General features: G+C 62.3%; 18 protein-coding genes, 1 tRNA gene and 1 pseudogene. 12 read left to right on the top strand and 8 right to left on the bottom strand.

Annotated elements, in window-relative coordinates; all coding sequences use genetic code 11:
• Together AC07NV_RS20725 and AC07NV_RS20720 are read left to right on the top strand one after the other, a co-directional pair.
• Positions 1-1,845, top strand: a 1,845-nt coding sequence (locus AC07NV_RS20725) for a hypothetical protein (RefSeq protein ID WP_495168275.1), incomplete at its 5' end; no start/stop codon positions are given.
• Positions 1,846-1,853: 8 nt separating this feature from the next.
• Positions 1,854-2,390 carry a hypothetical protein gene (locus AC07NV_RS20720; RefSeq protein WP_495168274.1) on the top strand — a complete coding sequence of 179 codons (537 nt, stop codon included), beginning with the start codon at positions 1,854-1,856 and terminating at the stop codon, positions 2,388-2,390.
• Positions 2,391-2,920: 530 nt separating this feature from the next.
• Here AC07NV_RS20720 and AC07NV_RS20715 read toward each other — a convergent pair.
• Positions 2,921-3,010 (bottom strand) — tRNA-Ser (locus tag AC07NV_RS20715).
• Positions 3,011-3,223: 213 nt separating this feature from the next.
• Between AC07NV_RS20715 and AC07NV_RS20710 the strand changes: the two genes are divergently transcribed.
• From AC07NV_RS20710 to mazG, 10 genes are all read left to right on the top strand, one after another.
• Positions 3,224-4,219 carry a lytic murein transglycosylase gene (locus tag AC07NV_RS20710; RefSeq protein WP_495168283.1) on the top strand — a complete coding sequence of 332 codons (996 nt, stop codon included), beginning with the start codon at positions 3,224-3,226 and terminating at the stop codon, positions 4,217-4,219.
• Entirely contained in the window at positions 4,203-5,216 is a 1,014-nt protein-coding gene (locus tag AC07NV_RS20705; protein WP_495168273.1) for a septal ring lytic transglycosylase RlpA family protein, read from the top strand. The genes AC07NV_RS20710 and AC07NV_RS20705 overlap by 17 nt, the downstream gene beginning before the upstream one ends.
• Before the next feature lie 50 nt (positions 5,217-5,266).
• The gene (locus tag AC07NV_RS20700) at positions 5,267-6,451 is read left to right on the top strand and encodes a D-alanyl-D-alanine carboxypeptidase family protein (RefSeq protein WP_495168272.1); all 1,185 of its coding nucleotides are present in this window, start codon (positions 5,267-5,269) and stop codon (positions 6,449-6,451) included.
• Positions 6,448-7,068, top strand: a complete 621-nt coding sequence (gene tmk, locus AC07NV_RS20695; protein WP_495168271.1) for a dTMP kinase — start codon at positions 6,448-6,450, stop codon at positions 7,066-7,068. Before AC07NV_RS20700 ends, tmk begins: the two co-directional genes overlap by 4 nt.
• Positions 7,065-8,045 carry a DNA polymerase III subunit delta' gene (locus AC07NV_RS20690; protein ID WP_495168270.1) on the top strand — a complete coding sequence of 327 codons (981 nt, stop codon included), beginning with the start codon at positions 7,065-7,067 and terminating at the stop codon, positions 8,043-8,045. The genes tmk and AC07NV_RS20690 overlap by 4 nt, the downstream gene beginning before the upstream one ends.
• Positions 8,046-8,083: 38 nt before the next feature.
• The gene (gene metG / locus AC07NV_RS20685; protein WP_495168269.1) at positions 8,084-9,670 is read left to right on the top strand and encodes a methionine--tRNA ligase; all 1,587 of its coding nucleotides are present in this window, start codon (positions 8,084-8,086) and stop codon (positions 9,668-9,670) included.
• Positions 9,670-10,446: a TatD family hydrolase gene (locus tag AC07NV_RS20680; protein ID WP_495168268.1), complete on the top strand. Its 777-nt coding sequence runs from the start codon at positions 9,670-9,672 to the stop codon at positions 10,444-10,446. The genes metG and AC07NV_RS20680 overlap by 1 nt, the downstream gene beginning before the upstream one ends.
• A 13-nt stretch (positions 10,447-10,459) precedes the next feature.
• Positions 10,460-11,224 (top strand): MBL fold metallo-hydrolase, encoded by a 765-nt coding sequence (locus AC07NV_RS20675; protein ID WP_495168267.1) that lies wholly within the window; start codon positions 10,460-10,462, stop codon positions 11,222-11,224.
• Positions 11,221-11,397 carry a hypothetical protein gene (locus AC07NV_RS20670; RefSeq protein WP_495168266.1) on the top strand — a complete coding sequence of 59 codons (177 nt, stop codon included), beginning with the start codon at positions 11,221-11,223 and terminating at the stop codon, positions 11,395-11,397. The genes AC07NV_RS20675 and AC07NV_RS20670 overlap by 4 nt, the downstream gene beginning before the upstream one ends.
• 75 nt (positions 11,398-11,472) lie before the next feature.
• Positions 11,473-12,246, top strand: a complete 774-nt coding sequence (mazG, locus tag AC07NV_RS20665) for a nucleoside triphosphate pyrophosphohydrolase (protein ID WP_495168265.1) — start codon at positions 11,473-11,475, stop codon at positions 12,244-12,246.
• Here the strand turns inward: mazG and hflX are convergent.
• The 7 genes and pseudogenes from hflX to dusB all read right to left on the bottom strand — a co-directional run bounded on the left by hflX (position 12,224) and on the right by dusB (position 21,446).
• Positions 12,224-13,513 carry a GTPase HflX gene (gene hflX / locus AC07NV_RS20660; RefSeq protein ID WP_495168264.1) on the bottom strand — a complete coding sequence of 430 codons (1,290 nt, stop codon included), beginning with the start codon at positions 13,511-13,513 and terminating at the stop codon, positions 12,224-12,226. The two genes, mazG and hflX, sit on opposite strands and share 23 nt — an antisense overlap.
• Positions 13,514-13,572: 59 nt before the next feature.
• Positions 13,573-14,097: pseudogene (hfq, locus tag AC07NV_RS20655) on the bottom strand (RNA chaperone Hfq); the annotation flags it as partial.
• Positions 14,098-14,190: 93 nt separating this feature from the next.
• Positions 14,191-15,570 carry a nitrogen assimilation response regulator NtrX gene (gene ntrX, locus AC07NV_RS20650; protein ID WP_495168263.1) on the bottom strand — a complete coding sequence of 460 codons (1,380 nt, stop codon included), beginning with the start codon at positions 15,568-15,570 and terminating at the stop codon, positions 14,191-14,193.
• Complete coding sequence (locus tag AC07NV_RS20645) at positions 15,560-17,914, bottom strand: sensor histidine kinase (RefSeq protein ID WP_495168262.1); 2,355 nt, start codon at positions 17,912-17,914, stop codon at positions 15,560-15,562. Before AC07NV_RS20645 ends, ntrX begins: the two co-directional genes overlap by 11 nt.
• A gap of 30 nt (positions 17,915-17,944) precedes the next feature.
• Positions 17,945-19,363 carry a sigma 54-interacting transcriptional regulator gene (locus tag AC07NV_RS20640; protein ID WP_495168261.1) on the bottom strand — a complete coding sequence of 473 codons (1,419 nt, stop codon included), beginning with the start codon at positions 19,361-19,363 and terminating at the stop codon, positions 17,945-17,947.
• Positions 19,360-20,451, bottom strand: a complete 1,092-nt coding sequence (locus tag AC07NV_RS20635) for a two-component system sensor histidine kinase NtrB (RefSeq protein ID WP_495168260.1) — start codon at positions 20,449-20,451, stop codon at positions 19,360-19,362. The genes AC07NV_RS20640 and AC07NV_RS20635 overlap by 4 nt, the downstream gene beginning before the upstream one ends.
• Positions 20,448-21,446, bottom strand: a complete 999-nt coding sequence (dusB, locus tag AC07NV_RS20630) for a tRNA dihydrouridine synthase DusB (RefSeq protein WP_495168259.1) — start codon at positions 21,444-21,446, stop codon at positions 20,448-20,450. Before dusB ends, AC07NV_RS20635 begins: the two co-directional genes overlap by 4 nt.
• Positions 21,447-21,488: the final 42 nt, after the last annotated feature.

The following is a 21,488-nucleotide window of genomic DNA, read 5'->3' as shown; positions in this document are numbered from 1 at the left end:
TTCCGCGTCTACGACCCCAATCGCGCGCTCGGCGACCTGTCGCCGACCACCCCCAAGCCGACAAAGAAGGGCGGTAAGTGCGGCGTCTTCGGGCAGATCTTGATGGTCGCGATCGCGGTCGCGGTGACGATCGCGACCAAGGGGGCGGCGGCCAATCTTGCGGGCGCGCTGCTGGGCAAGGCAACTGCTGGCGCGGCCATCCTCGGCGGGGCGATTGCCGGAGCGGCGGGGTCGATCGCGAGCCAGGCATTTGGCGTGGCGAGCGGCATCCAGGACAAGTTCAACTGGAAGGGCGTCGGCCTCGCGGCGCTGGGCGGCGCGGTCGGCGGCGCGCTGGGTGAAGGCGGCGTATTTGGTGAAAAGGCCTTGTTCGGCAGCGGCGCGGTTGCCGCAGCCGGTCGCGGGCTGGTCAGCAGTGCGCTCAGCCAGGGCATCGGCGTCGCAACGGGCCTGCAGAGCAAGTTCGACTTCGCGGGCGTCGCGGCGGCGGGCATCGGTGCGGGGATCGGCGAGCTCGTCGGCGGCAAGATCGGCGGCAAGCCGGGCAGCTTCGGGCGCGAGTTCGGATCAAGCACCGCCGCCGGCATCGCCAACGCTGCGACGCGCAGCGCCTTGGGCGGCAACAGCTTTGGGGATAATCTGCTGGCGGCGTTGCCCGATATCATCGGCGGAATCCTAGGCCGTGTCGCAGGAGACGCGATAAGCCGAATTGGACAGCCTACCAATCTTATCCCTGATGGCTTCTGGGATCCACCGGCCGCTCAAGATACGCCGACGGCCGGTGAAGTTATCGAAGACATAATTGTCGTCACCGCAAGCAAAACGCCCCGGAGCGAAGAGGAGCGCGCCAAGGGGGTCGCGGCTGCGGACGCCGAGGCCGCCCGTTTTGACGTGACGGCTGGGGTTTCCGGTAGCGGCATCATAGAGCCCTATGACTTGAGAAAAATAGGTTTCGTGCCGAAAACGCCAGCTTCGATTGCTGAAGTGCAAGAATGGCAAGAAGCTGGTGCTCGCCATATTGAAGACAGCGACCGGTCAGCCGCAGAAAAAGAAAGGGCGCTTCAGCAACTCGATGAAAATTCGAGTTACTGGTATGGTGTTCTCGGCGCAGCCGGAACTGCAGCGACGACGTTGCTGAGCTGGGCAGGAATCACCTCTGGCGATAACCAGCTCAAGATTGGCTCATTGTTCAGCTACGACAATGGCGACTGGAGCGTATTTGATGGCGTCATAAGCAGGAAATCCGGCGCCTATAATATTCTGGGCAAATATGGGGTCGAATTTGGGGGCGGACGCTTCAGTTTTGGTGGTGATTACGGCATTGTGAAAGCCGGAAAACGCTTCAGCGTTTTCGGCGACTATGGCGTCGTTCACGATAATGGGCGCCTCAGCATTCTCGGCAGCAACGGAATCGTAACAGAGAATGGCGGCTTGAGCATTCTCGGCTATGAGCTAATGGGGCCTGCCGCAGAAACTGCTGCGGGTGGAGCAGCACGAGTCAGCCTCGTCCCCGAAAGCTATATGAAGGCTGGCGTTGAGATAGATATGCGCCTTGCTCCTGCTGGTTCGGGGCTCAATGCGGCGGGATTCCCGCGCAATGGACCTTGGTTTTGGCGCGAGATGGCGAAGTCGAATCCAGAATATTTCGATGCCGACAACCTGTTTCTTATACGAAAAGGCTATTCACCTGTTGTGAACGACACTTGGGTAAAAGAATTTCCCTCGCATTCGGGGTTTTCCGGTAATAAGCTTGTTCATCACCACATAGGTCAGGGGCCGATCGCGACACCGCTCCCTGAAAAAATCCACCACGCTTGGTATAAAGCGCTGCATCCCAATCAGTAGGACATCAGATGGACGCATTGTCATTTAGGAATGCCCTTCAAGCAGCGAAGCCCGATGTGGAATCCCTATTGGGAGAAGGGCTCAGCCGCGAAGGAGCTGCACGATTCATTGGCTACTTTGATATGAGGGAGCGCGCGACCGAGCAGGGCAACAGCCTCCGGGACTCCGCGCTGCATGATCTTTTTGCGCGCTATGATGCCAGCAGTGTGGAGGTGGGAATGGTCCGCTTCCTCGATGTCCCCGAGCGAGCCTCATACGGCTACACCATAGGTGAGGTGGAAGCCGATTACTTGACTTTAGAGGCTCGCTCTGGGGAGGTCACGGTGCGCGATATTACGGGCCCAGATCACACGATATGGAAGTGCGCGCAGGATGGAGCGAGCTTGCTCGCGGCGCTTGCTGAGACCGCAAAATATCTGGGCGCGTGCATTGCGGTCGATCAATCAGGATCGGAGCTGCAACGCCAAACCCTTGATCGCTGCACCCTCCTTGCTGGTGGCCCTGCATATGGCGACTTCTACCGGATGCTGCTCGGTGTGGAATAGCGGTCTGAAGTTATGGTGACAGAGGAGTGAATTACGGTGGCAGGTGCATAAACTCCTAAATTGCACCGCCGTCGCAAACACCTCTGTCGTACAAAATCGGCGTGCTTTAGCCTCCTCGCCATGGCGCGCTCTCTGCTCCCTCCGCGTTCTTCGCGTCTCCGCGTGCATGGTCACGCGTCTGCGGCACCCTCGGCTTTGAGAGGACAGGCCGTTTTCGGGGCGGCTCTTAAAGCGACAAAGGAGACAGTTTCGACACGCACGTCCGTATCTTTTGTCGCTTTAAGCTTACGGGGCGGACGCCTTGGCACGGCGCCCGCTATGCGCAATCTTCGCGACGTTCATGCTTGCCGGGCCAGGGCTCTTCGCACCGAAAGGAGGTGCCCGCAAAACGGAATCGCGCGCGACAGCCTACGGCTAGGATGGCGGCAAGCTGGGCGCAGTGGTCGATCGGTGCACCCACAATCTTCCGTCCCACATTGGCAAAAAGCTGACGTGCCGAAACGGCTCCGCAAAATATCGGGATTGGGATTTGGCGGACAGGGTGGGATTCGAACCCACGGTGAGCTTGCACCCACGGCGGTTTTCAAGACCGCTGCCTTAAACCACTCGGCCACCTGTCCGCACGGCGTCGCCATAGCGTGCCGACGTTCGGCGGCAAGCGAAACCTTGCACGCTCGGCCCGCCGCACGAATGACTCGCCTTGTCCCGCCGCAGCCTAGCCAAGCCGCTCGCATCTGTGCGAGACACGCCCTATGAGTGGGGACATCATGCACGCTATACGTTTCAGAATCGGACGCCTTTTCAAGTTTGCCATCGCTTTCTTGTCGGCCTGGATGCTCACCGCCTCGGCGCCGCTTCATGCGCAAAGCACCGATTCCAGCTTCGACGCCTATGTCCAGTCGCTGTGGCCGAAAGCGCAGGCGCGCGGCGTGTCGCGGACGACGTTCGACCGGGTGACGGCGGGGCTGAGTTACAACCCTCGCGTCATCGCGCTCGATCGCGACAATCTTGGCAGTCCGCCGACCCCGAACACACCGATCCCGGCCTTCGCCCCCTATAAAGCCAGGCATGTCGATGCCGCGCGGATCGGCGGGGGCCGCCGCGTCCACGACCGGCTGCTCTCGCTCCTGTCGCGGATCGAAGCGCGCACCGGCGTTCCGACGAGCATCATGATCGCCATTTACGGCCACGAAACCGCATATGGTCAGGTGACGGGCAATTTCGACCTTCCCGAGGCGCTCGCGACGCTGGCCTATGAAGGGCGGCGACGCAGCCTGTTCGAACCCGAACTGATCGCCACGATGGTGATGGTCGAACGGGGCGTTCCGCGCAGCGCGCTGAAAGGCAGCTGGGCCGGCGCCTTTGGCTATCCGCAATTCCTGCCTTCGGTCTATCTGCAGGTTGCCGAGGACGGCGACGGCGACGGTGTCGCGCGCATCTGGTCGAGCGAGGCCGACGCGATCGAATCGATCGGCTCCTACCTCCGCCGTGCCGGCTGGCGCGCCGGTCAGCCATGGGGGGTCGCGGTCAGCGTGCCCGCCGGCTTCAACCGCGCCCGCGTCGCGAGCAACCTCGCGCCGACCCGCTGCCCGCGCGTTTTCGACCGCCACAGTCGCTGGCGCTCGATGGCCGAATGGCGCGCCGACGGGATCGCGCCGATCGGCGGCCGCTGGCCCGACGGCAATATTCAGGCAACGCTTCTCGAACCCGATGGCCCCGGTCGGACGGCTTATTTGCTGACTGGTAATTATCGTGCGATATTGGACTATAATTGTTCCAATTTTTACGCACTGTCTGTGGGGTTGCTGGCGGATGAAATCGATCGTTAAGGGCGGGGGCTTGATGGCCGGAGCGGCGTTGATGCTGGCCGGTTGTGGTGGTTTGGATGGCAAGCGCGAGGGACGGCCGACAGCCAACCCCGCACCGACATCGACGGTAGCAGGCGTGGCAGACGTCCCGGTAAAGATCGGCGATCCCTACACCGTCGGCGGAGTGACCTACACGCCCGCCGATATCCCTGATTATGACGATGTCGGCTATGCGAGCTGGTATGGCGAGGAACTCGCCGGACAGCCGACCGCCAATGGCGAAATCTTTGACCCCGCGGGCGTTACGGCGGCGCACAAGACGCTGCCATTGCCAAGCTATGTCGAGGTGACCGCGCTCGATACCGGGCGGACGATCCTCGTGCGCGTGAACGACCGCGGACCGATGGTCGGCGACCGCCTGATCGACCTGTCGCGCGGCGCGGCCGAGCAATTGGGCCTCACCGACGCCGTTTCTGCCGTACGCGTCCGCCGCACGAACCCGCCCCTTGCCGAACGCGCGCAGCTTCGCGCCGGAAAAGCGGTTCCCGAGCGGATCGCGACGCCGGAATCCTTGTTGAGCATTCTGCGCACCAAGGCAAAGGGCCTGCCGGTTCCAAAGGCCGCGGTTGCGGCCGCCCCGGTTGCCGCCCAACCCGCAGCCCCCATCGCGTCGGGAACAGCGAAGCCGGGGGACGACCGTTTTGTCGTTGAAGGTCCCGGCACGACGAAAGCGGCGCCCAAACCCGCGCCGACAGCGAAACCGGCGCCCGCTTCGAAACCGGCAGCAACGACGCCCAAGCCCGCTGTCGCCGGCAAATATGTCGTTCAAGTCGGCGCATTCAGCAACGAGACCCGCGCCAATGCCGCCGCCAAGTCGGTCGGGGGCCATGTCGCGAAGGCAGGCAATCTCTGGCGCGTTCGCATCGGTCCCTTTGCCAGCGAAGCCGAAGCCAGTGGTGCACTCGGCAAGGCAAAGGCCAAGGGCTTCCGCGACGCGGTGGTCCAGCGCGACCGCTGAAGATCGGGCGCGTGGGAAAGCTCCATATCCTGGCGAAAGGCAGCGCGGCAATGGCGACCATGTTGGCGCTGACGCTTGCCTTTCCGGCGTCGTCCGCGGGCGATGCTCGCCCCAAAAGCGCGCCTGTCAGCCGCCCGCTCTACGTCACGCAAGCTCCGATCGTGATGCTCAAGGACCTCGATTCGGGGGCCATTCTCTTTTCGCGCGGCGCGGACAAACGCTTCGCACCGGCCTCGATGGCGAAGGTGATGACCGCCTATGTGGTTCTGGACCTGATTAAAAAGGGCGAACTTGCACGCGACAAGCAATTCACCGTCAGCGAAGCGACGTGGAAGAAATGGAACGGCAGCACGGGCGGCTCGACGATGTTCCTGCGTCCGAACGAAAAGGTCTCGGTCGACGAACTGCTCAAGGGACTGATCACCGTTTCGGGCAATGACGCCGCGGCGGTTCTCGCAGTAGGAATCGACGGCAGCGAAGACGCATTCGTCAAACGAATGAATGCTGTAGCTACCAGAATTGGTATGGCGTCGAGCCGGTTCGGTACGCCAAACGGTTGGCCCGATGGCGGGGTCACCAAGGTGAGCGCGGCCGACCTCGTCACGCTCGCCGACCGGCTGATCCGCGACCATCCCGATGGCTATGGCCGCTATTTCTCTCTGCCCAGGCTCCAACATGGCAAATCGCCCGAGGGCAAGCCGATCGTCCAGCCCAATCGCAACCCCATTCTCGGGCGCTTCGAGGGTGCCGACGGCCTGAAAACGGGCCACACCGCCGAAGCGGGCTATTGCTTCCTGGGCTCGGCGAAGCGGAAAGGCCGCCGCCTGATCATGGTCGTCGCGGGCATGAACAGCGAAAAGGCGCGGCGCGATGAGGCCGAGCGATTGATGAAATGGGGTTTCGAGGAATGGGAGGGCAGGGAACTCGTTCCCGCCGGTGCCAGCCTCGGCCGCGTCGACGTCCGGAAGGGCGCCGTTCCCGCTGTCGCCACCGAAGCGGGTCTTGCCGTGCGGATGACGGTTCCCAAGGGGTATAGCGGCGGCTATCGCGCGGTGATGCGCACCCGAACTCCCGTCGCCGCGCCGCTCACTCGCGGCACGCCGGTCGCCGACCTTGTTGTCACGCCCGACGGATTGCCGCCGCAAACAACGCCGCTGATCGCCGCAGCCAATGTTAACGAGGGCGGCTGGTGGGCACGCGCGCGCACGGGCTTTTACCGGCTGACCGGACTGTGATCGGGCGCTTTATCACGCTCGAGGGCGGCGAAGGGGTCGGCAAATCGACGCAAATCCGTGCGCTCGCTGACGCGTTGCAAGTGCGGGGCATCGAAACCGTCGCGACACGCGAACCCGGAGGCAGCAGCGGTGCCGAGGCGATCCGCGCGCTGTTGATGGAGGGTAGCGACGACCGCTGGGATGCGCGTAGCGAGGCCCTGCTCTTTGCCGCGGCGCGCGCCGATCATGTCGCGCGGACGATCCGCCCCGCGCTGGCGCGCGGTGCATGGGTGCTTTGCGACCGCTTCGTCGATTCGAGTCGCGCCTATCAGGGGGGCGGGGGCGGTATCACCGATGCCGATCTCCTTACGCTCCACGGCTTCGGTTCGGAGGGGTTGCTGCCCGATCGCACCTTCCTGCTGACCGTCAGCGCGAATGAAGCCAGGCGACGGCTGATCGAACGGGGCGGCAGCGATCGTATGGGGAACAAACCCGCTGATTATCAGGCGCGCCTTGCCGCGCGTTTCGTCGAAATGGCCAAAGCCGAACCGGCACGTTGGCGGATCATCGACGCCGACGCATCAACCGACAAGGTCACTGCAACGATCCTCACCGAACTTCAGGAGTGGCTGCGATGATCGGCCATCACGACGCCGAAAAGGCGTTTCTGGAAGCATGGCAAGGCGGCCGTCTTCATCACGCCTGGTTGCTCGCGGGCCCGCAGGGAATGGGGAAGGGCGCGTTCGCAGAACGGGTCGCGCGCTTTCTCGTCACCCACGACCGCGGGGGCGACAGGCAGCCGGTGACGCTGGACGATGCCGGCAACGAGGCAGCGGGCCGCCTTGTCGATGCCGGCAACCATCCCGAGATCCTTCGCCTCGCACGCCAGCCCAAGGATAAGACCAAGGATCTCGCGCGCAACGTCACGATCGAACAGGTGCGGCAGATGATCCGCCGCCTGCACCTGTCGCTATCGCTCGGCGACTGGCGCGTGATTATCGTCGATGCGGTCGACGATCTCGAGACCGACGGCGCCAACGCGCTGCTCAAGACGCTCGAGGAACCCCCGGCGAAGACGCTGTTCCTGCTCGTCAGCCATTCGCCCGGACGTTTGTTGCCGACTATCCGTTCACGATGCAGAACCTTGCGTTTTCAACCCGTTGAGCATGACGCCATGACGGCGTGGCTGCACGAATTGCGCCCGATGCTCGAAATGGCGGAGGTGCGCGCGATCGTTGCCGCTTCGGGAGGCGTGCCGGGCAAGGCGCTCGCGCTGATCGACAGCGATGTTGCGACGACGGAAAAGAAGCTGCTCGCGATTGCGAGCTCGGGCGATCCCGAAAACCGGCTGCGCGAGGCGCTCGCGCGCGAGGTCGGTGGCACGAGCAATCGCGCGCGGCTCGAACTGGTGATCGACATCGTTCCCGGACTGCTCGCCCGGCTTGCGCGCGAACGCCCCGTGGCGGAAATCGCCCCGATCCTTGCGCAATGGGACCGTGTCCAGCGCACCGTCCGCGATGCGATCCGCGGATCCTATGACGGAGCGATGGTGGGTTTCGAAATCGGCAACTGCCTCGCCGAACTCGCACCGCGTCCGGATCCAGCCGCACGCTGACGCTTTCCCTCGCGCGCGCCAGCGGCTAAGGCGCGCGCATGTCCGAAAACACCGAACCTTTCTATATCACCACCGCGATCAGCTATCCCAATGGCCGTCCGCATATCGGCCATGCTTATGAAGCGATCGCGACCGATGTCATGGCCCGTTTCCAGCGCGCGCGCGGCCGCGACGTGCGGCTGATCACCGGAACCGACGAACATGGATTGAAGATGTTCCAGACGGCGCGCGATCAGGGGCGCGCGACGATCGACCTCGCCGATGAAATGTCGGGATATTTCCGTGAGATGTATGCCAAGCTGAATATCAGCTATGATAATTTCATGCGCACGTCCGATGCGGGCCATCATGCCGCGTCGCAGGCGATCTGGAAGGCGATGGAAGCCAATGGCGACCTTTATCTCGACCGCTACGAGGGTTGGTATTCGGTTCGCGACGAAGCCTATTATGACGAAAGCGAATTGACCGACGGGGAGGGGGATATCCGCCTCTCGCCGCAGGGCACGCCGGTTGAGTGGACCGTCGAGGAAAGCTGGTTCTTCAAGCTTTCCAACTATCAGGATAAACTGCTCACGCTTTATAGCGATCAGCCCGATTTCATTCGGCCCGACAGCCGCCGCAACGAAGTCCTGCGTTTCGTCGAGGGTGGCCTCAAGGACCTCAGCGTCTCGCGCACCAGTTTCGACTGGGGCGTACCGGTGCCGGGATCGCCGGGGCATGTCATGTATGTGTGGGTCGATGCGTTGACCACCTATCTGTCGGGGCTGGGCTATCCCGACCCGAATAGCGATTTCGGTACATTCTGGCCGGCGAACATTCATATGATCGGCAAGGATATCGTTCGTTTTCATACGGTTTACTGGCCGGCCTTCCTGATGAGTGCCGGTTTGCCGCTGCCCAAACAGGTGTTCGGCCATGGCTTCCTCCTCAACCGCGGCGAGAAGATGTCGAAGTCGCTCGGCAATGTCGTCGACCCCATGGCGCTCGCCGACCAGTTCGGCGTCGATCCGCTGCGCTATTATCTGCTGCGCGAAGTCAGCTTCGGGCAGGATGGTACCTATTCGGCCGAGGCGATCGTGCGCACCGCGAACGCCGATCTGGCGAACAGCTTCGGTAATCTGGCACAGCGTAGTTTGTCGATGATTTTCAAGAATCTGGACGGCAAACTTGGGAAGTTTGTTTCCGCTGACGCCGACAAGGAACTGGCGGCCAGGGTGGCAATCGCGACCCAGGATGAATTGCCGCGCGAGTTCGGGAATCTGAATTTCTCGGTGGGCATCGAAGCGTGGATGCGAGCCGTGTTTGCTTGCAACCAATATGTCGACGAACAGGCGCCCTGGGCGCTGAAGAAGACCGATCCCGACCGGATGACGGCGGTGCTGATGACACTCTTCACGGTCGTCCGCGATCTGGCGATTGCGATCCGTCCGGTCGTTCCCACCGCCGCCGACAATCTGCTCGACCAGATGGGCATCGCACCAGGCGGGCGCGATTTCGCGGCGCTTGCCGACGCAGACTGGTTCCCGAAGCTCGCCGACAGCGGCTTCGTGCTCGGCCAGCCAACCCCGCTTTTCCCGCGCCTCGAGCTGCCTGCCGAGGATAATGGGGGGGAAGGGGAGGCCTGATGCTCGTCGATTCGCACTGCCACCTCAACTACAAGGGCCTCGCCGAGCAGCAGGGCGAGGTGCTGGCGCGCGCACGCGCACGCGGCGTCACCGCGATGCTCAACATCGCGACCCGCGAAAGCGAGTGGGACGACGTGCTCGCGGCGGCCGAAGCCAATGACGACGTGTGGGCCAGCGTCGGCATCCACCCGCACGATGCCGACCATCACCCCGACGTCGACACCGCCAAACTGGTCGAACGCGCCGCGCACCCACGTGTCATCGGGATCGGCGAGACCGGGCTCGACTATTATTATGACAAGAGCGATCGCGCGCGGCAGCAGGATAGTTTCCGCCGCCATATCCACGCCTCGCAGCAGACGGGCCTGCCGATCATCGTCCACACCCGCGACGCCGAGGACGACACGCTGGGGCTGCTCGGCGAAGAAATGGGGAAGGCCATATTCCCCGGGGTGATCCATTGCTTCACCGCGAGCGACGATTTCGCGCGCAAGGCGCTCGACCTCGGGCTGTTCATCTCGATCTCGGGAATCGTGACGTTCAAAAACGCCGCCGACCTGCAGGCGACCGCCAAATGGCTGCCGCAGGATCGGCTGCTGATTGAAACCGATTCCCCTTTTCTCGCCCCCATCCCGCATCGCGGCAAAACCGGTGAGCCGGCATTTGTCGCCGACACACTGGCTTATCTCGCCGACCTGCGTGGTGATGACAGGGACGCGCTTGCCGCAGCAACAAGCGCAAATTTCTATGCGCTTTTCAATAAGGCAACGCCATGACGTCGCACGCTGTATGAAGCTCAGAATCCTGGGCTCGGGGACGTCGTCGGGCGTTCCCCGGATCGGCAACGATTGGGGGCAGTGCGATCCCGACAATCCGCGCAACCTGCGCAGCCGCGCTTCGATCATGGTGTCGCTCGGCGGCTTTCGGATACTGGTCGACACCAGTCCCGATATGCGGCTGCAACTGCTCGACGCCGGGGTGGGCGAGATCGATGCCGTGATCTGGACACATGAGCATGCCGACCATACGCACGGGCTCGACGATCTGCGCCAGGTGATGCATCTGCGCCGGTCCGCGGTGCCCGTTTATGCACGCGACCATGTGCTCGACATCCTGAAATGGCGCTTCACTTATGCTTTCGCCGGGAATGCCGGCTATCCGGCATCGGTCGATCCGATCGATCTGCACGATCACCAGTCGATCGGCCCGATCGAGGTGTCGGCGATCGAAATGCCACATGGGCCGATCAAGGCCACCGGGCTGATCTTCAGCGACGGTGCGCACAAAATCGCTTATGCGACTGATTTTTCAAAGTTTACTGACGAAATGGTCGAGTTTTTTCAAGGCGTCGACCTGTTCGTCATCGACGCGCTACGCCGCTATCCGCATCCAACGCATCCGCACCTCGCCATGTCGCTCGAAGGGCTCGCCAAGGTCGGCAATCCACGGGCCATCATCACGCATATGGACAATACGATGGATTATGACGACCTTGCGACGGAATTGCCGCCGGGCGTCGAACCGGGATATGACGGGTTGGAGGTGCAGCTATGACTGGAGATACGGCCGTCCAGATGCTCTGGTTCGCCGGCGCGTTCACGCTCGTGGTGAGCTCGCTGCTTGCACGGCGGCTTCCCGTAGCAGATTGGCTCAAGATGGCACTCGCATGGGCAGCAATCTTCGGACTGGTTTTTCTGGTCATCCGGATATGGCAGGCGGTGGCATAGCAAGGGGGCTCTGCGAGGGCTTTCCCTTCTCAGGTCGATTTGAATTTAACATAATATATATTATCGGATAATGATATGACCGAGACGGTAGCCCAATCCCCCATCGACCGCCTGCTCGCCATCATGGCGCAACTGCGCAATCCCGACGGCGGCTGTGAATGGGATCTGGCGCAGGATTTCTCGACCATCGCGCCCTATACGATCGAAGAAGCCTACGAAGTCGCCGACGCGATTGCTGGCGGCGATCCTGCCGTGATTTGCGACGAACTTGGCGATCTGTTGCTCCAAGTTGTCTTTCACAGCCAGATTGCAACCGACGGTGGCCTGTTCGGTTTCGACGATGTCGCCAATGCGATCAGCGACAAGATGGAGCGCCGCCACCCGCATATCTTCGGTGACGGCAAGACGGTCGATGTTCGCCGGCAATGGGAACAGATCAAGGCGGCCGAACGCTCGGTCAACGGTCCAGTTGGCGCGCTGGCGGGCGTCGCCGTGTCATTGCCTGCATTGCTCCGCGCGCAAAAGCTGCAAGGCCGTGCCGCGCGCGTCGGTTTCGACTGGCCCGACGTCGACGGGCCGCGTGGCAAGATTGCCGAGGAACTCGCCGAAGTCGCGGCCGCAACGAACGATGCCGAAAGACATGAAGAGGTCGGCGATCTGTTGCTTGCCGTGGTGAACTACGCTCGGCACCTTGGCGTCGATGCCGAAGCCGCCTTGCGCGACGCCAATGCCAAATTTGCGCGGCGTTTTGCGGCGATGGAAGATCGTGCTGGCGGGAGCCTGGCCGGCCTGTCACTCGATGCGCAGGAAAGCCACTGGCTGGCGGTCAAGGCGTCGGAACGTCCGTAGTTGGCCATAGCCGTTCGAAGCGCGCGCTGTCCGCCGGATCGAGCCGCACCGTGAGGACATGCCCCTCTGCCTGCGGCTCGTCCGCCAGCACCTCGCCCCGCGCGTGAAGCCACGCCGCCGCTTCACCCTCGCTATAGGTCAGATAGATCCGCCGAATCTGGTGTAGCGCCGTCAGTTGCGACGCCATGAGAATGCGCGCCGCCTCGACGCCCTCACCCGTTATCGCCGAGATTACCGCGACGTCGGAGCGCCGGGCGGCCATCTCCTCGATGTCCGCCCGGCGATCGGCATCAGCGGTATCGATCTTGTTCCAGATTTCGATCTGCGGGATCGCCAAGGGCGCATCGCCCTCCCCGTCGCCCTGCGGACCGTTGACACCCAACGAACCGAGGATAACACGCACATCATCATATTGCGCTTCGCTGTCGGGATGCGCGATGTCGCGAACATGGACGATCAAGTCGGCGGTCGTCACTTCCTCGAGCGTCGCGCGGAACGCAGCCACGAGTTCGGTCGGCAGATCGGATACGAAACCCACCGTATCCGACAGGATCGCCTTGTCGATTCCGGGTAGCCGGATTTCGCGCATTGTCGGGTCCAGCGTCGCGAAAAGCATATCTTCCGCCATGACGTCACTTCCCGTCAAGCGGTTGAAGAAGGTCGATTTTCCGGCGTTGGTATAGCCGACAAGCGCCACCACGAGCCAAGGTGCCCGCTGGCGCTTCGACCGCTGGAGCTGACGTGTCCGGCGCGCATCTTCCAGGCTGCGCCGGATTCGGGCCATGCGATTGCGGATCATGCGCCGGTCGGCCTCGATCTGCGTCTCGCCGGGACCGCCGAGAAAACCGAAGCCGCCGCGCTGGCGTTCGAGGTGGGTCCAACTCCGCACCAGCCGCCCCGCCTGATAGTCGAGATGCGCCAACTCGACCTGCAGCCGCCCTTCGGCCGTCGCTGCGCGCTCGCCAAAGATTTCGAGGATCAGGCCGGTGCGATCGATCACCTTGGTGCCGAATGCGGTCTCGAGATTGCGCTGCTGGATCGGGCTGAGCGCCGCGTCGACGACGACCAGCTGGACGTTTTTCGCAGCTATATCAGGCGTGATCGTGTCGATCTGCCCGACGCCGAGCAACGTCGCTGCACGTGTCTGACGCAAGCGGAGTGTGTGCACCGCGACCACGTCGAGCCCGATCGCAACGGCAAGCCCGCGCGCCTCCTCCGCGCGTGCATCAAGGTCCCGCGCGAGCCGCTGGCTGTGCCATTCAGGCACGACGATGAGTGCGGCGGCGCCGCGCGTTACCTCGTCTTCATTGTCGATTATCGGGTCGATCAGGCGTTGTCCGCTTCGCTGTCCGGCTCGCTGTCGGTCAGGTTGATCGGGCCGTTTGGCTGAACGGTCGAAATGGCATGCTTGTAGACGAGCTGCACCTGACGCTCACGTTCGAGCAACATGCAGAACAGGTCGAATGCAACGATATCGCCCTGCAACATCACGCCATTGACGAGGAACATCGTTACCGACTCGTCCGACTTGCGCACGGCATTGAGGAAAACATCCTGCAACGCCTTCCCCTTGCTTGCCGGCGCATCGCGCAGATTGCCGCCAAGCAGCGACAGGTCGAAGTCGTGCGATGGCATCACGGTCGAGATCGCATGCTTGTACACCAGCTGCGATTGCCCATCGCGGCGAAGAAGCAACGAGAAATTATCGAACCAGGTGATGATGCCCTGCAGCTTGACACCCTTGACCAGAAACATGGTCACCGGAGTTTTGCTTTTGCGGAGAGCGTTCAGGAAAATATCCTGGAGATTCTGATTTTTATCGGACACATTTGCCTCCTGTTTTTGGCGGTAAAACCGCGGGTATGGTGCCGGTTTTCCGGCTTTCGAGACCTTGCCTCCACTACAATATGCGGCAAAGGTCTCGAGACGTCTAGCGCAAAGCCGCTATCCTTCGCCCTCTGAACTCTCAGTAAGGCCCAAAAGTTTCAGTTTGCGGTGCAGGGCCGAGCGCTCCATGCCTATAAAGGTCGCCGTGCGCGAAATATTGCCCGAAAACCGATTGATCTGGATGCGCAGATATTCGCGTTCGAAATTCTCCCGCGCCTCTTTCAACGGGATCGCGGTGATCGATTCCGAATTGGGAAGGATATCGGTTCCGCCACGCACCAGTTCCGCGGGCAGCATATCGGCATCGATCCGCGTCAGACGGTCGCTGGGGGCGAGGATCATCACTCGCTCGATCACGTTCCGCAGTTCACGGACGTTGCCGGGCCATTCATGCGCCTGAAGCGCCGCCATTGCCTCCGAGCTGATTTCGGGCGGCGCGACGCGTCGATCGGCGGCGTAACGGCGGATATAATGATCGCAAAGACTGGCAATATCGTCGCGCCGCTCGCGCAGCGGCGGGATATGCACCGGCACGACGTTGAGCCGGTAATAGAGATCCTCGCGAAAGCGGTTCTCCGCAATCTCGGTCATCAGATCGCGCGCGGACCCAGAAATAATGCGGACATCGACGCGGATCATCGTTCGCCCGCCAACGCGGGTAAAGCTCTGATCGGTCAGGACACGCAGGATCTTACCTTGCGTTGTCAACGGCATGTCGGCGACCTCGTCAAGAAACAGCGTGCCGCCGTGCGCCTGTTCGAGCAGGCCGACGCGGATCGATCCATCCTCGGCTTCGGAACCGAACAATTCGGTTTCGACCGTTTCGGGATCCATGCGCGCCGATGAAATGACGCGGAAAGGTGCAGTCTGACGCCCGCTCCATCCATGCAGGACGCGCGCGGCGACTTCCTTGCCAACGCCGGGCGCACCGGTGATCAACACGCGGCTTCCCGTGCCGGCCACGCGCTTCAGCGTTGCGCGGACGTTGTTGATAGCGGCGCTCGTTCCGGTCAGTTCATCCGACGGGCCAGCCTTTTCTCGTAACTGTTCATATTCGAATTTCAGACGCTCGTTTTCGGTCGCGCGGGCGACGAGGTGAAGCAAGCGCGAAGCCTCGAACGGCTTTTCGATGAAGTCGAACGCCCCGCGGCGGATCGCCGCCACCGCGGTGTCGAGCCCACCATGGCCCGAGATGACGATGATCGGCAGTGTTGGATCGAACGCCTTGATCGCTTCGACCAGCCCGAGTCCGTCGAGCCGCGACCCCTGCAACCAGACGTCGATCAGCGCGAGCGACGGCCGCCGCTGGCGGATTGCTTCCAGCGCGGAATCACTGTCAGACGCAGTTCGCGCCTCATAGCCCTCGTCTTCCATGACGCCAGCGACGAGGTCGCAAATGTCACGTTCGTCGTCGACGATCAGAATATCAAGCGCCATAATCTTCTCTGTCCTGCCGGTTCCGGACACGTCCCGGAACCGATTCACCCTGTCCCATGCCGTCTTCCCCGCCCTTTCCGGCCAAAGGTCGGAGCCGATCGGGATGCAGCGTCAGCGTAACGCACGTCCCCTGCCCCGCCGGGTTGTCCGAAAACTCCAATTCGCCATAATGTTGCTCGACGATCTTCTTGACGATCGCGAGGCCAAGTCCCGTTCCGCCCTGGCGTGTCGTCATATAAGGTTCGGCGATCGTGTCGCGAGCTTCCGGGAGCCCGATACCGTCGTCGGCGACCCGGACTATCATTTCACCACCAGAATCCATTTCAAGCGCTGCGTCGATATGGCCGACCGGCGTCGAATCCAAATTTTTACTCTTCTCTTCAATGGCTTCGACCGCATTTTTTACAATATTGGTAAATGCTTGTGACAAGAGGCGTCGATCACAAACGAGCGGTTCGACCTCATCCGGGATTTTGACGGTAAAGACAATGTCGGGCTTCGCGACTTCGAACAGGAAAACCGCCTGTCGCAGGATATCGCGAACATCCTCGACCCCGAATGTCGGCTTGGGCATCCGGGCGAAGCTGGAAAATTCATCGACCATCCGCCGCATGTCGTGAACCTGGCGGATGACCGTGTCGGTTAGCTTGCGGAAGGTCGCGGTATCGCCCTCAATCTTGTCGCCAAAACGGCGCTGGAGCCGTTCCGCCGCAAGCTGGATCGGAGTAAGCGGGTTCTTGATTTCATGCGCGATACGCCGCGCCACGTCGGACCAGGCAGCACGCCGTTGATCGAGCAACTGCTGGGTGATATCCTCGAAGCTCAGAACAAAGCCGTCTCCCTGCGCAACCGCCTTTGCTGCGAGCGTTGCCGGTTCGGCATCTTTTCGCGAGAGTTGAACAATCGCTTCGCGCTCGTCGCTGATCAGCAGGCGCGCCAGTTCGGGGGCCACATCGTCGAGCCGCTGACCCGTGAGGCATTCTGAAGACTGGCAGATCAGACGCTCCGCCGCAGCATTAGCAAGCAGGATGCGCCGGTCGGCGTCGACCGATATCACGGCCGACGACACCCCGCTCAGCACCGCCTCGATAAAGCTGCGCCGCGCTTCGAGCTGTTCGTTCACGCTTACAAGCGCACCCGTCTGCCCCTGCAACTGCTCGGTCATACGATTGAAAGCCAGCGTCAGAACCGTAATTTCGTCGTTACGCGTCGAAGGCGTCACGCGAACGGACAGATCGCCGCCGGCGGCGGTTCTCGCCGCTCCCACAAGAGTACCGAGCGGCCGCACGATCCGATCGGCGACAACAATCGCGCCCACGACGGCGAGCGCCAGCAACAACAGCGAACCGAGATAAAGGGCACCGTTGAATTGCAGTTGCAAAAGCTGCGACCGCTCGAACAGCGCGTTATAATCGGCAAGCACCGTGCTGGCGCGCTCGAACTGCTGCAAGCCCAACGCGTTGGCGTCGCGCGAGGCGTAGAGATAGGCATTTTTCCGCCCGGGGACACGCGTCGCCGCTTCGATGCGGTCGCTCCGGCGAGTCACTACGACATCCTCGCCCGCGTTCAGCCTTGCCACCATTGCCGGTGAAATCCGGGCTTCCGCCGCCCGATTGTCCGGGTCGATCATAACCGGCGTGCGTGCAATGCCGTCGGCGCCGATTTCAATAATTGCCGATTCATTCAGTTCGCGGACAACGACCTGTTGTAGATAGGCGTCTGAAAACGAGCTGCTGTCGATCGGCAAACGGTCCAGATACCGGCCCAGGTCGGTTGCCATCGCGACCGTATTGTTGCCCACTGACTGCTGGCTGTCCTCATAAAAGGCCTGCGCAAGGTTCGCCGCATTTTCAAACATCCCTCGCGAACGGTCGGAATACCAGAAATCGACCCCGAACTGAAAAAGCAGCGAGGCGAAGATAACGACCAGCATCGTCGGGACAGCAGCAATGAGCGAAAACAACGCAACGAGGCGTACATGCAGCCGGCCGTTGCCGCCCGCCATCGACCGCACAGCGCGGGCCCGCGCAACGCGGCTGCCAATCAGCACGATCAACGCCATGGCAGGGACAAGGTTGGCGACCATGATCGCCGCCACCAGCGCAGGCGTAAGCAACCGTTCGCTCTGCGCATCGCCCGTGACGAAAATATACGTCGCGACACCGACGCTGACGATCAGCGCCAGCGTGTAATACTCAGGCGCAGCAAAGCGCCAGAAGCCCGAACGCACTTCCTGTTCGCCGGAATCGATGTCAAAAGCCAAGGGAGCGGAGCGCGCCATTGTTGCTGCGTTACGACAAACCTGTTGCATAGAAAACACACAAACTGCGTTTACGTCGTCCAATCGAGCAGATTTTGGGACTATCCAGATCGGTCAGGGATGGGTGGGGTCGATATGGAGCTGCCCGAGCCGCTTGCGAAGCGTGTTGCGGTTGATGCCAAGACGCCGCGCCGCTTCCAGCTGATTGCCGCGGACATCGCGCAGGACGCGGCGAAAAAGTGCCGCTTCGACGATGGTTTCCAGCTTTTCGTGAATGTCATCAGAGCTCGTAGTAGCCGCCATTTGTTCGCGGGCCCAATCGTCGACCGCCCTCGCGATCAGCACCGCGGGCTCGACCGCACCTCCGCCCTCGCCGCTTTCATGCAGGACCGTTTCGACGTCACGCACCGTGACGACGGTGTCGCGCGACAGCACTGCAAGCCGCTGAACGACATTGCCCAGTTCGCGGACATTGCCCGGCCAGTCATAGCGTTCAAGCCACTGCATCGCCGCCGGCGCGAACTCCCGGTCGGGCAGGCCCGAACTCCGTCCCGCTTCGACGAAATGGCGGACGAGCGCGGCGATGTCGCTGCGCCGGTCGCGCAGCGGCGGCAACGTCACGGGAATGACGTTCAGGCGATAGAAAAGATCTTCGCGGAACCGTCCATCCGCAACAAGCGTGCGCATGTCGCGGTGGGTCGCGGCGATGACGCGCACATCGGCGCGCAGCGCCTGACTACCGCCGACGGTCGAATATTCGTTGCTCTGCAGCACGCGCAGCAGGCGCGTCTGTGCCTCAAGCGGCATGTCGCCGATCTCGTCGAGGAACAGGGTGCCACCCGCGGCCTGTTCGAAACGTCCGGCATTGCGGCTGTGGGCGCCCGTAAAGGCGCCTTTTTCATGCCCGAATAGTTCGGCCTCAATCAGCTCGCGCGGGATCGCGGCCATGTTGATCGCCACGAAAGGCCCGGTACGGCGAAGTCCGGTTGCATGGACCGCGCGCGCGACGACCTCCTTGCCGGTCCCCGATTCGCCCAGGATCAGGACAGCAAGATCGTTCGACGCGAGACGCGCGATCGTGCGGTAGACGACCTGCATCGCGGGCGCGCGGCCAATAAGACCGTGACTGTCGGCCTGCGTCACCGCATTTCTTGCAGCAGGTTCCGCGCGGCGCTGTAACGCGGCGCGCACGCTGGCGGTCAGTTCGTCGAGGTCGAAAGGTTTGGGCAGGTAATCATAGCTGCCGATACCGGTCGCTCGCACTGCGGTGTCGAGGGTATTCTGCGCCGACAGCACGATCACCGGAGTGGCAGAATCCACACCGCCACCTGACAGCGAGTCGATTCCATCGCCATCGGGAAGGACAACATCGGTGATGATAAGATCGGGGCGATTGCCGACCAGCCATGCGTTGCGTTCGGCAAGGCTACCGACCGAAGCGAAATGACTGCATTCTCCAACGAGTGTTTCGCGAATGATCATCGCGATGGCGGGATCGTCCTCGACCAGCAGGATCGTCTTGCCCTTGCTCATGCCGATCGTCCCTTTTGCGCGACCGGCAGGTGGACCCTGAAGCGCGTCCATTCACCGTCGCGAATATGCTGAACCGTGCCGCCCATATCGCGTGCCAGCTTGGCGACGAGCGCAAGCCCCAGCCCCCGCCCCTCGCGCTTCGTGGTCACGAACGGGTCGAACAAGTCGCCGCGAATGTCGGCGGGAACGCCGGGACCGTTGTCGCTAACGCTGACCTCGATCGGCAACGGGATGCGTCCGCGCCCGTCGCCATTGTCGATCGACAAGCCGTGGCGATAGGCGGTCGTCAGCCGGACAACGCCATCATCGCGCCCGCCCAGAGCCTCGCAGCCGTTGGTCAGCAGGTTCAGCAATATCTGCACCATGGCGTCATGGTTCCCGTATACCAGCGGCAGCGACGGATCGAAATCTTCCGCAAAGCGGACTCCCGGAAACTGTCGCGCGCGTGCGGTTTCCAGCGCCTGGTGGATCGGCTGGTACAGGTTGATCGGTCCGCAGGCGATCGGCTGACCGCGCGAAAAATGTTCCATCTGGTCGATCAGCGTCGCGATCCGGTCGACCTCGGCGCAGATCAATGTCGTGAAGCGTTCGCCGCCCGTATCGGTTTTCCGTGCCAGCAATTGGGCGGCGCCCTTGATCCCTGCGAGCGGGTTTTTGATCTCGTGCGCCAGCATCGACGCCGCCGCCCCCGCCGCGCGGCCCGAACGGCCGATCGCGCCGCCCATCAGTTCGGCATCGCTTTGCGATGGCACCAGCGCGAGGATGCGGTGGCCACTGTGACCATAGGGGACCATTTGCATGTCGACATAGATCGACTTGCGACCGCCGACCGAAATCTCCGCGCGATGGGCAAAAAGCGCCGAGGTTTCGTGGTCGCTCATCCGCTGGCGATAGCTGCGGTCCATCTGGATAACGTCATAGATGACGCGCCCGACCATAGCCGAGCGGCTGACGTTACAGAGTTGTTCGGCGGCGGCGTTGACGAACAACACCACCCCGCCGCCATCGATCAGCAGCGTGGGGATGGGATGCGACTGGATCAGTTCGTCATGGTCGAAGCTCGGGATGCTCGACGTGAGGGCGGTCACGCTGCCGCCTTACTCAGGAACGGTGTGTAAAATCGCTCGAGCGCGTCGAGCACGTCGCGGCTGCTCGGGATCTGGTTGACCTTGTTGCGGAATTCGGCCGAACCGTGCAGGCTTTTGACATACCAGCCGAGATGCTTGCGCGCCATGTTGACACCGGTGATCTCGCCATAATGCTCGATCATCGCGCGATAATGCGATGTAATGACGTCATATTGTTCATCGATGCCCGGATCGGGGCGATCGCCCTCGCCGCGCAGCGCTGCCATCACCTGGCCGAGCAGCCAGGGACGACCATAAGCGCCGCGACCGATCATGACGCCATCGGCGCCGCTTTGCGCAAGCGCGGTGCGGGCATCCTCCGCCGAGCAAATGTCGCCGTTGACGATGACGGGGATCGACACCGCCTCCTTGACGCCGCGAACGAACGCCCAATCGGCCTCGCCACGATACATCTGGTTGCGCGTGCGTCCATGGACGGTAACCAGCTTCGCCCCGAGATCTTCGGCGATATGCGCGAGTTCGGGGGCGTTCAGGCTGTCATGGCACCAGCCCATGCGCATCTTCACGGTCACCGGCACCTTCACCGCCTTGACGCAGGATTCGATCAGCGCGGCGGCGAGCTTCAGGTCGCGCATCAGCGCGGACCCGGCGTCGCCGTTGGTGACCTTGCGCACCGGGCAACCCATGTTGATGTCGATGATCGCCGCACCGCGGTCTTCGTTGAGCCTGGCCGCCTCGCCCATTTCATAAGGCGTGCAGCCGACAAGCTGCATCGACACCGGCTCTTCGACCGGATCCCATGCCGCTTTCTGGATCGACTGGCGCGTCTCGCGGATCGCGGCTTGGCTCGCGATCATTTCGGTGACGTTGAGGCCCGAGCCAAAGCGGCGCACAAGCTTGCGGAACGGTAGATCGGTGACACCCGTCATCGGCGCGAGGATCACGGGATCCGCGATGGTGATGTTGCCGATCTGGATGGGCCGTAGCGGCGCCATGGTGAAACCTTCGTCGATTGCCTAAAAATTAAGCAGCGCCCG

It is taken from the genome of Sphingopyxis sp. GW821-FHT10B01 (genome assembly GCF_059415685.1).
The sequence above is the reverse complement of the archived record's forward strand: the minus strand, read 5'-3'. Positions and strand labels throughout refer to the sequence as shown.

Bases quoted from the DNA above. Each gene is read 5' to 3' on its own strand.
- AC07NV_RS20640 (WP_495168261.1), bottom strand. From the start codon at position 19,363: ATGAGCAAGGGCAAGACGATCCTGCTGGTCGAGGACGATCCCGCCATC.
- AC07NV_RS20705 (WP_495168273.1), top strand. From the start codon at position 4,203: ATGAAATCGATCGTTAAGGGCGGGGGCTTGATGGCCGGAGCGGCGTTG.
- ntrX (WP_495168263.1), bottom strand. From the start codon at position 15,570: ATGGCGCTTGATATTCTGATCGTCGACGACGAACGTGACATTTGCGAC.
- AC07NV_RS20675 (WP_495168267.1), top strand. From the start codon at position 10,460: ATGAAGCTCAGAATCCTGGGCTCGGGGACGTCGTCGGGCGTTCCCCGG.
- mazG (WP_495168265.1), top strand. From the start codon at position 11,473: ATGACCGAGACGGTAGCCCAATCCCCCATCGACCGCCTGCTCGCCATC.
- metG (WP_495168269.1), top strand. From the start codon at position 8,084: ATGTCCGAAAACACCGAACCTTTCTATATCACCACCGCGATCAGCTAT.
- AC07NV_RS20670 (WP_495168266.1), top strand. From the start codon at position 11,221: ATGACTGGAGATACGGCCGTCCAGATGCTCTGGTTCGCCGGCGCGTTC.
- AC07NV_RS20680 (WP_495168268.1), top strand. From the start codon at position 9,670: ATGCTCGTCGATTCGCACTGCCACCTCAACTACAAGGGCCTCGCCGAG.
- AC07NV_RS20700 (WP_495168272.1), top strand. From the start codon at position 5,267: ATGGCGACCATGTTGGCGCTGACGCTTGCCTTTCCGGCGTCGTCCGCG.
- AC07NV_RS20720 (WP_495168274.1), top strand. From the start codon at position 1,854: ATGGACGCATTGTCATTTAGGAATGCCCTTCAAGCAGCGAAGCCCGAT.
- dusB (WP_495168259.1), bottom strand. From the start codon at position 21,446: ATGGCGCCGCTACGGCCCATCCAGATCGGCAACATCACCATCGCGGAT.
- AC07NV_RS20690 (WP_495168270.1), top strand. From the start codon at position 7,065: ATGATCGGCCATCACGACGCCGAAAAGGCGTTTCTGGAAGCATGGCAA.
- AC07NV_RS20710 (WP_495168283.1), top strand. From the start codon at position 3,224: ATGCTCACCGCCTCGGCGCCGCTTCATGCGCAAAGCACCGATTCCAGC.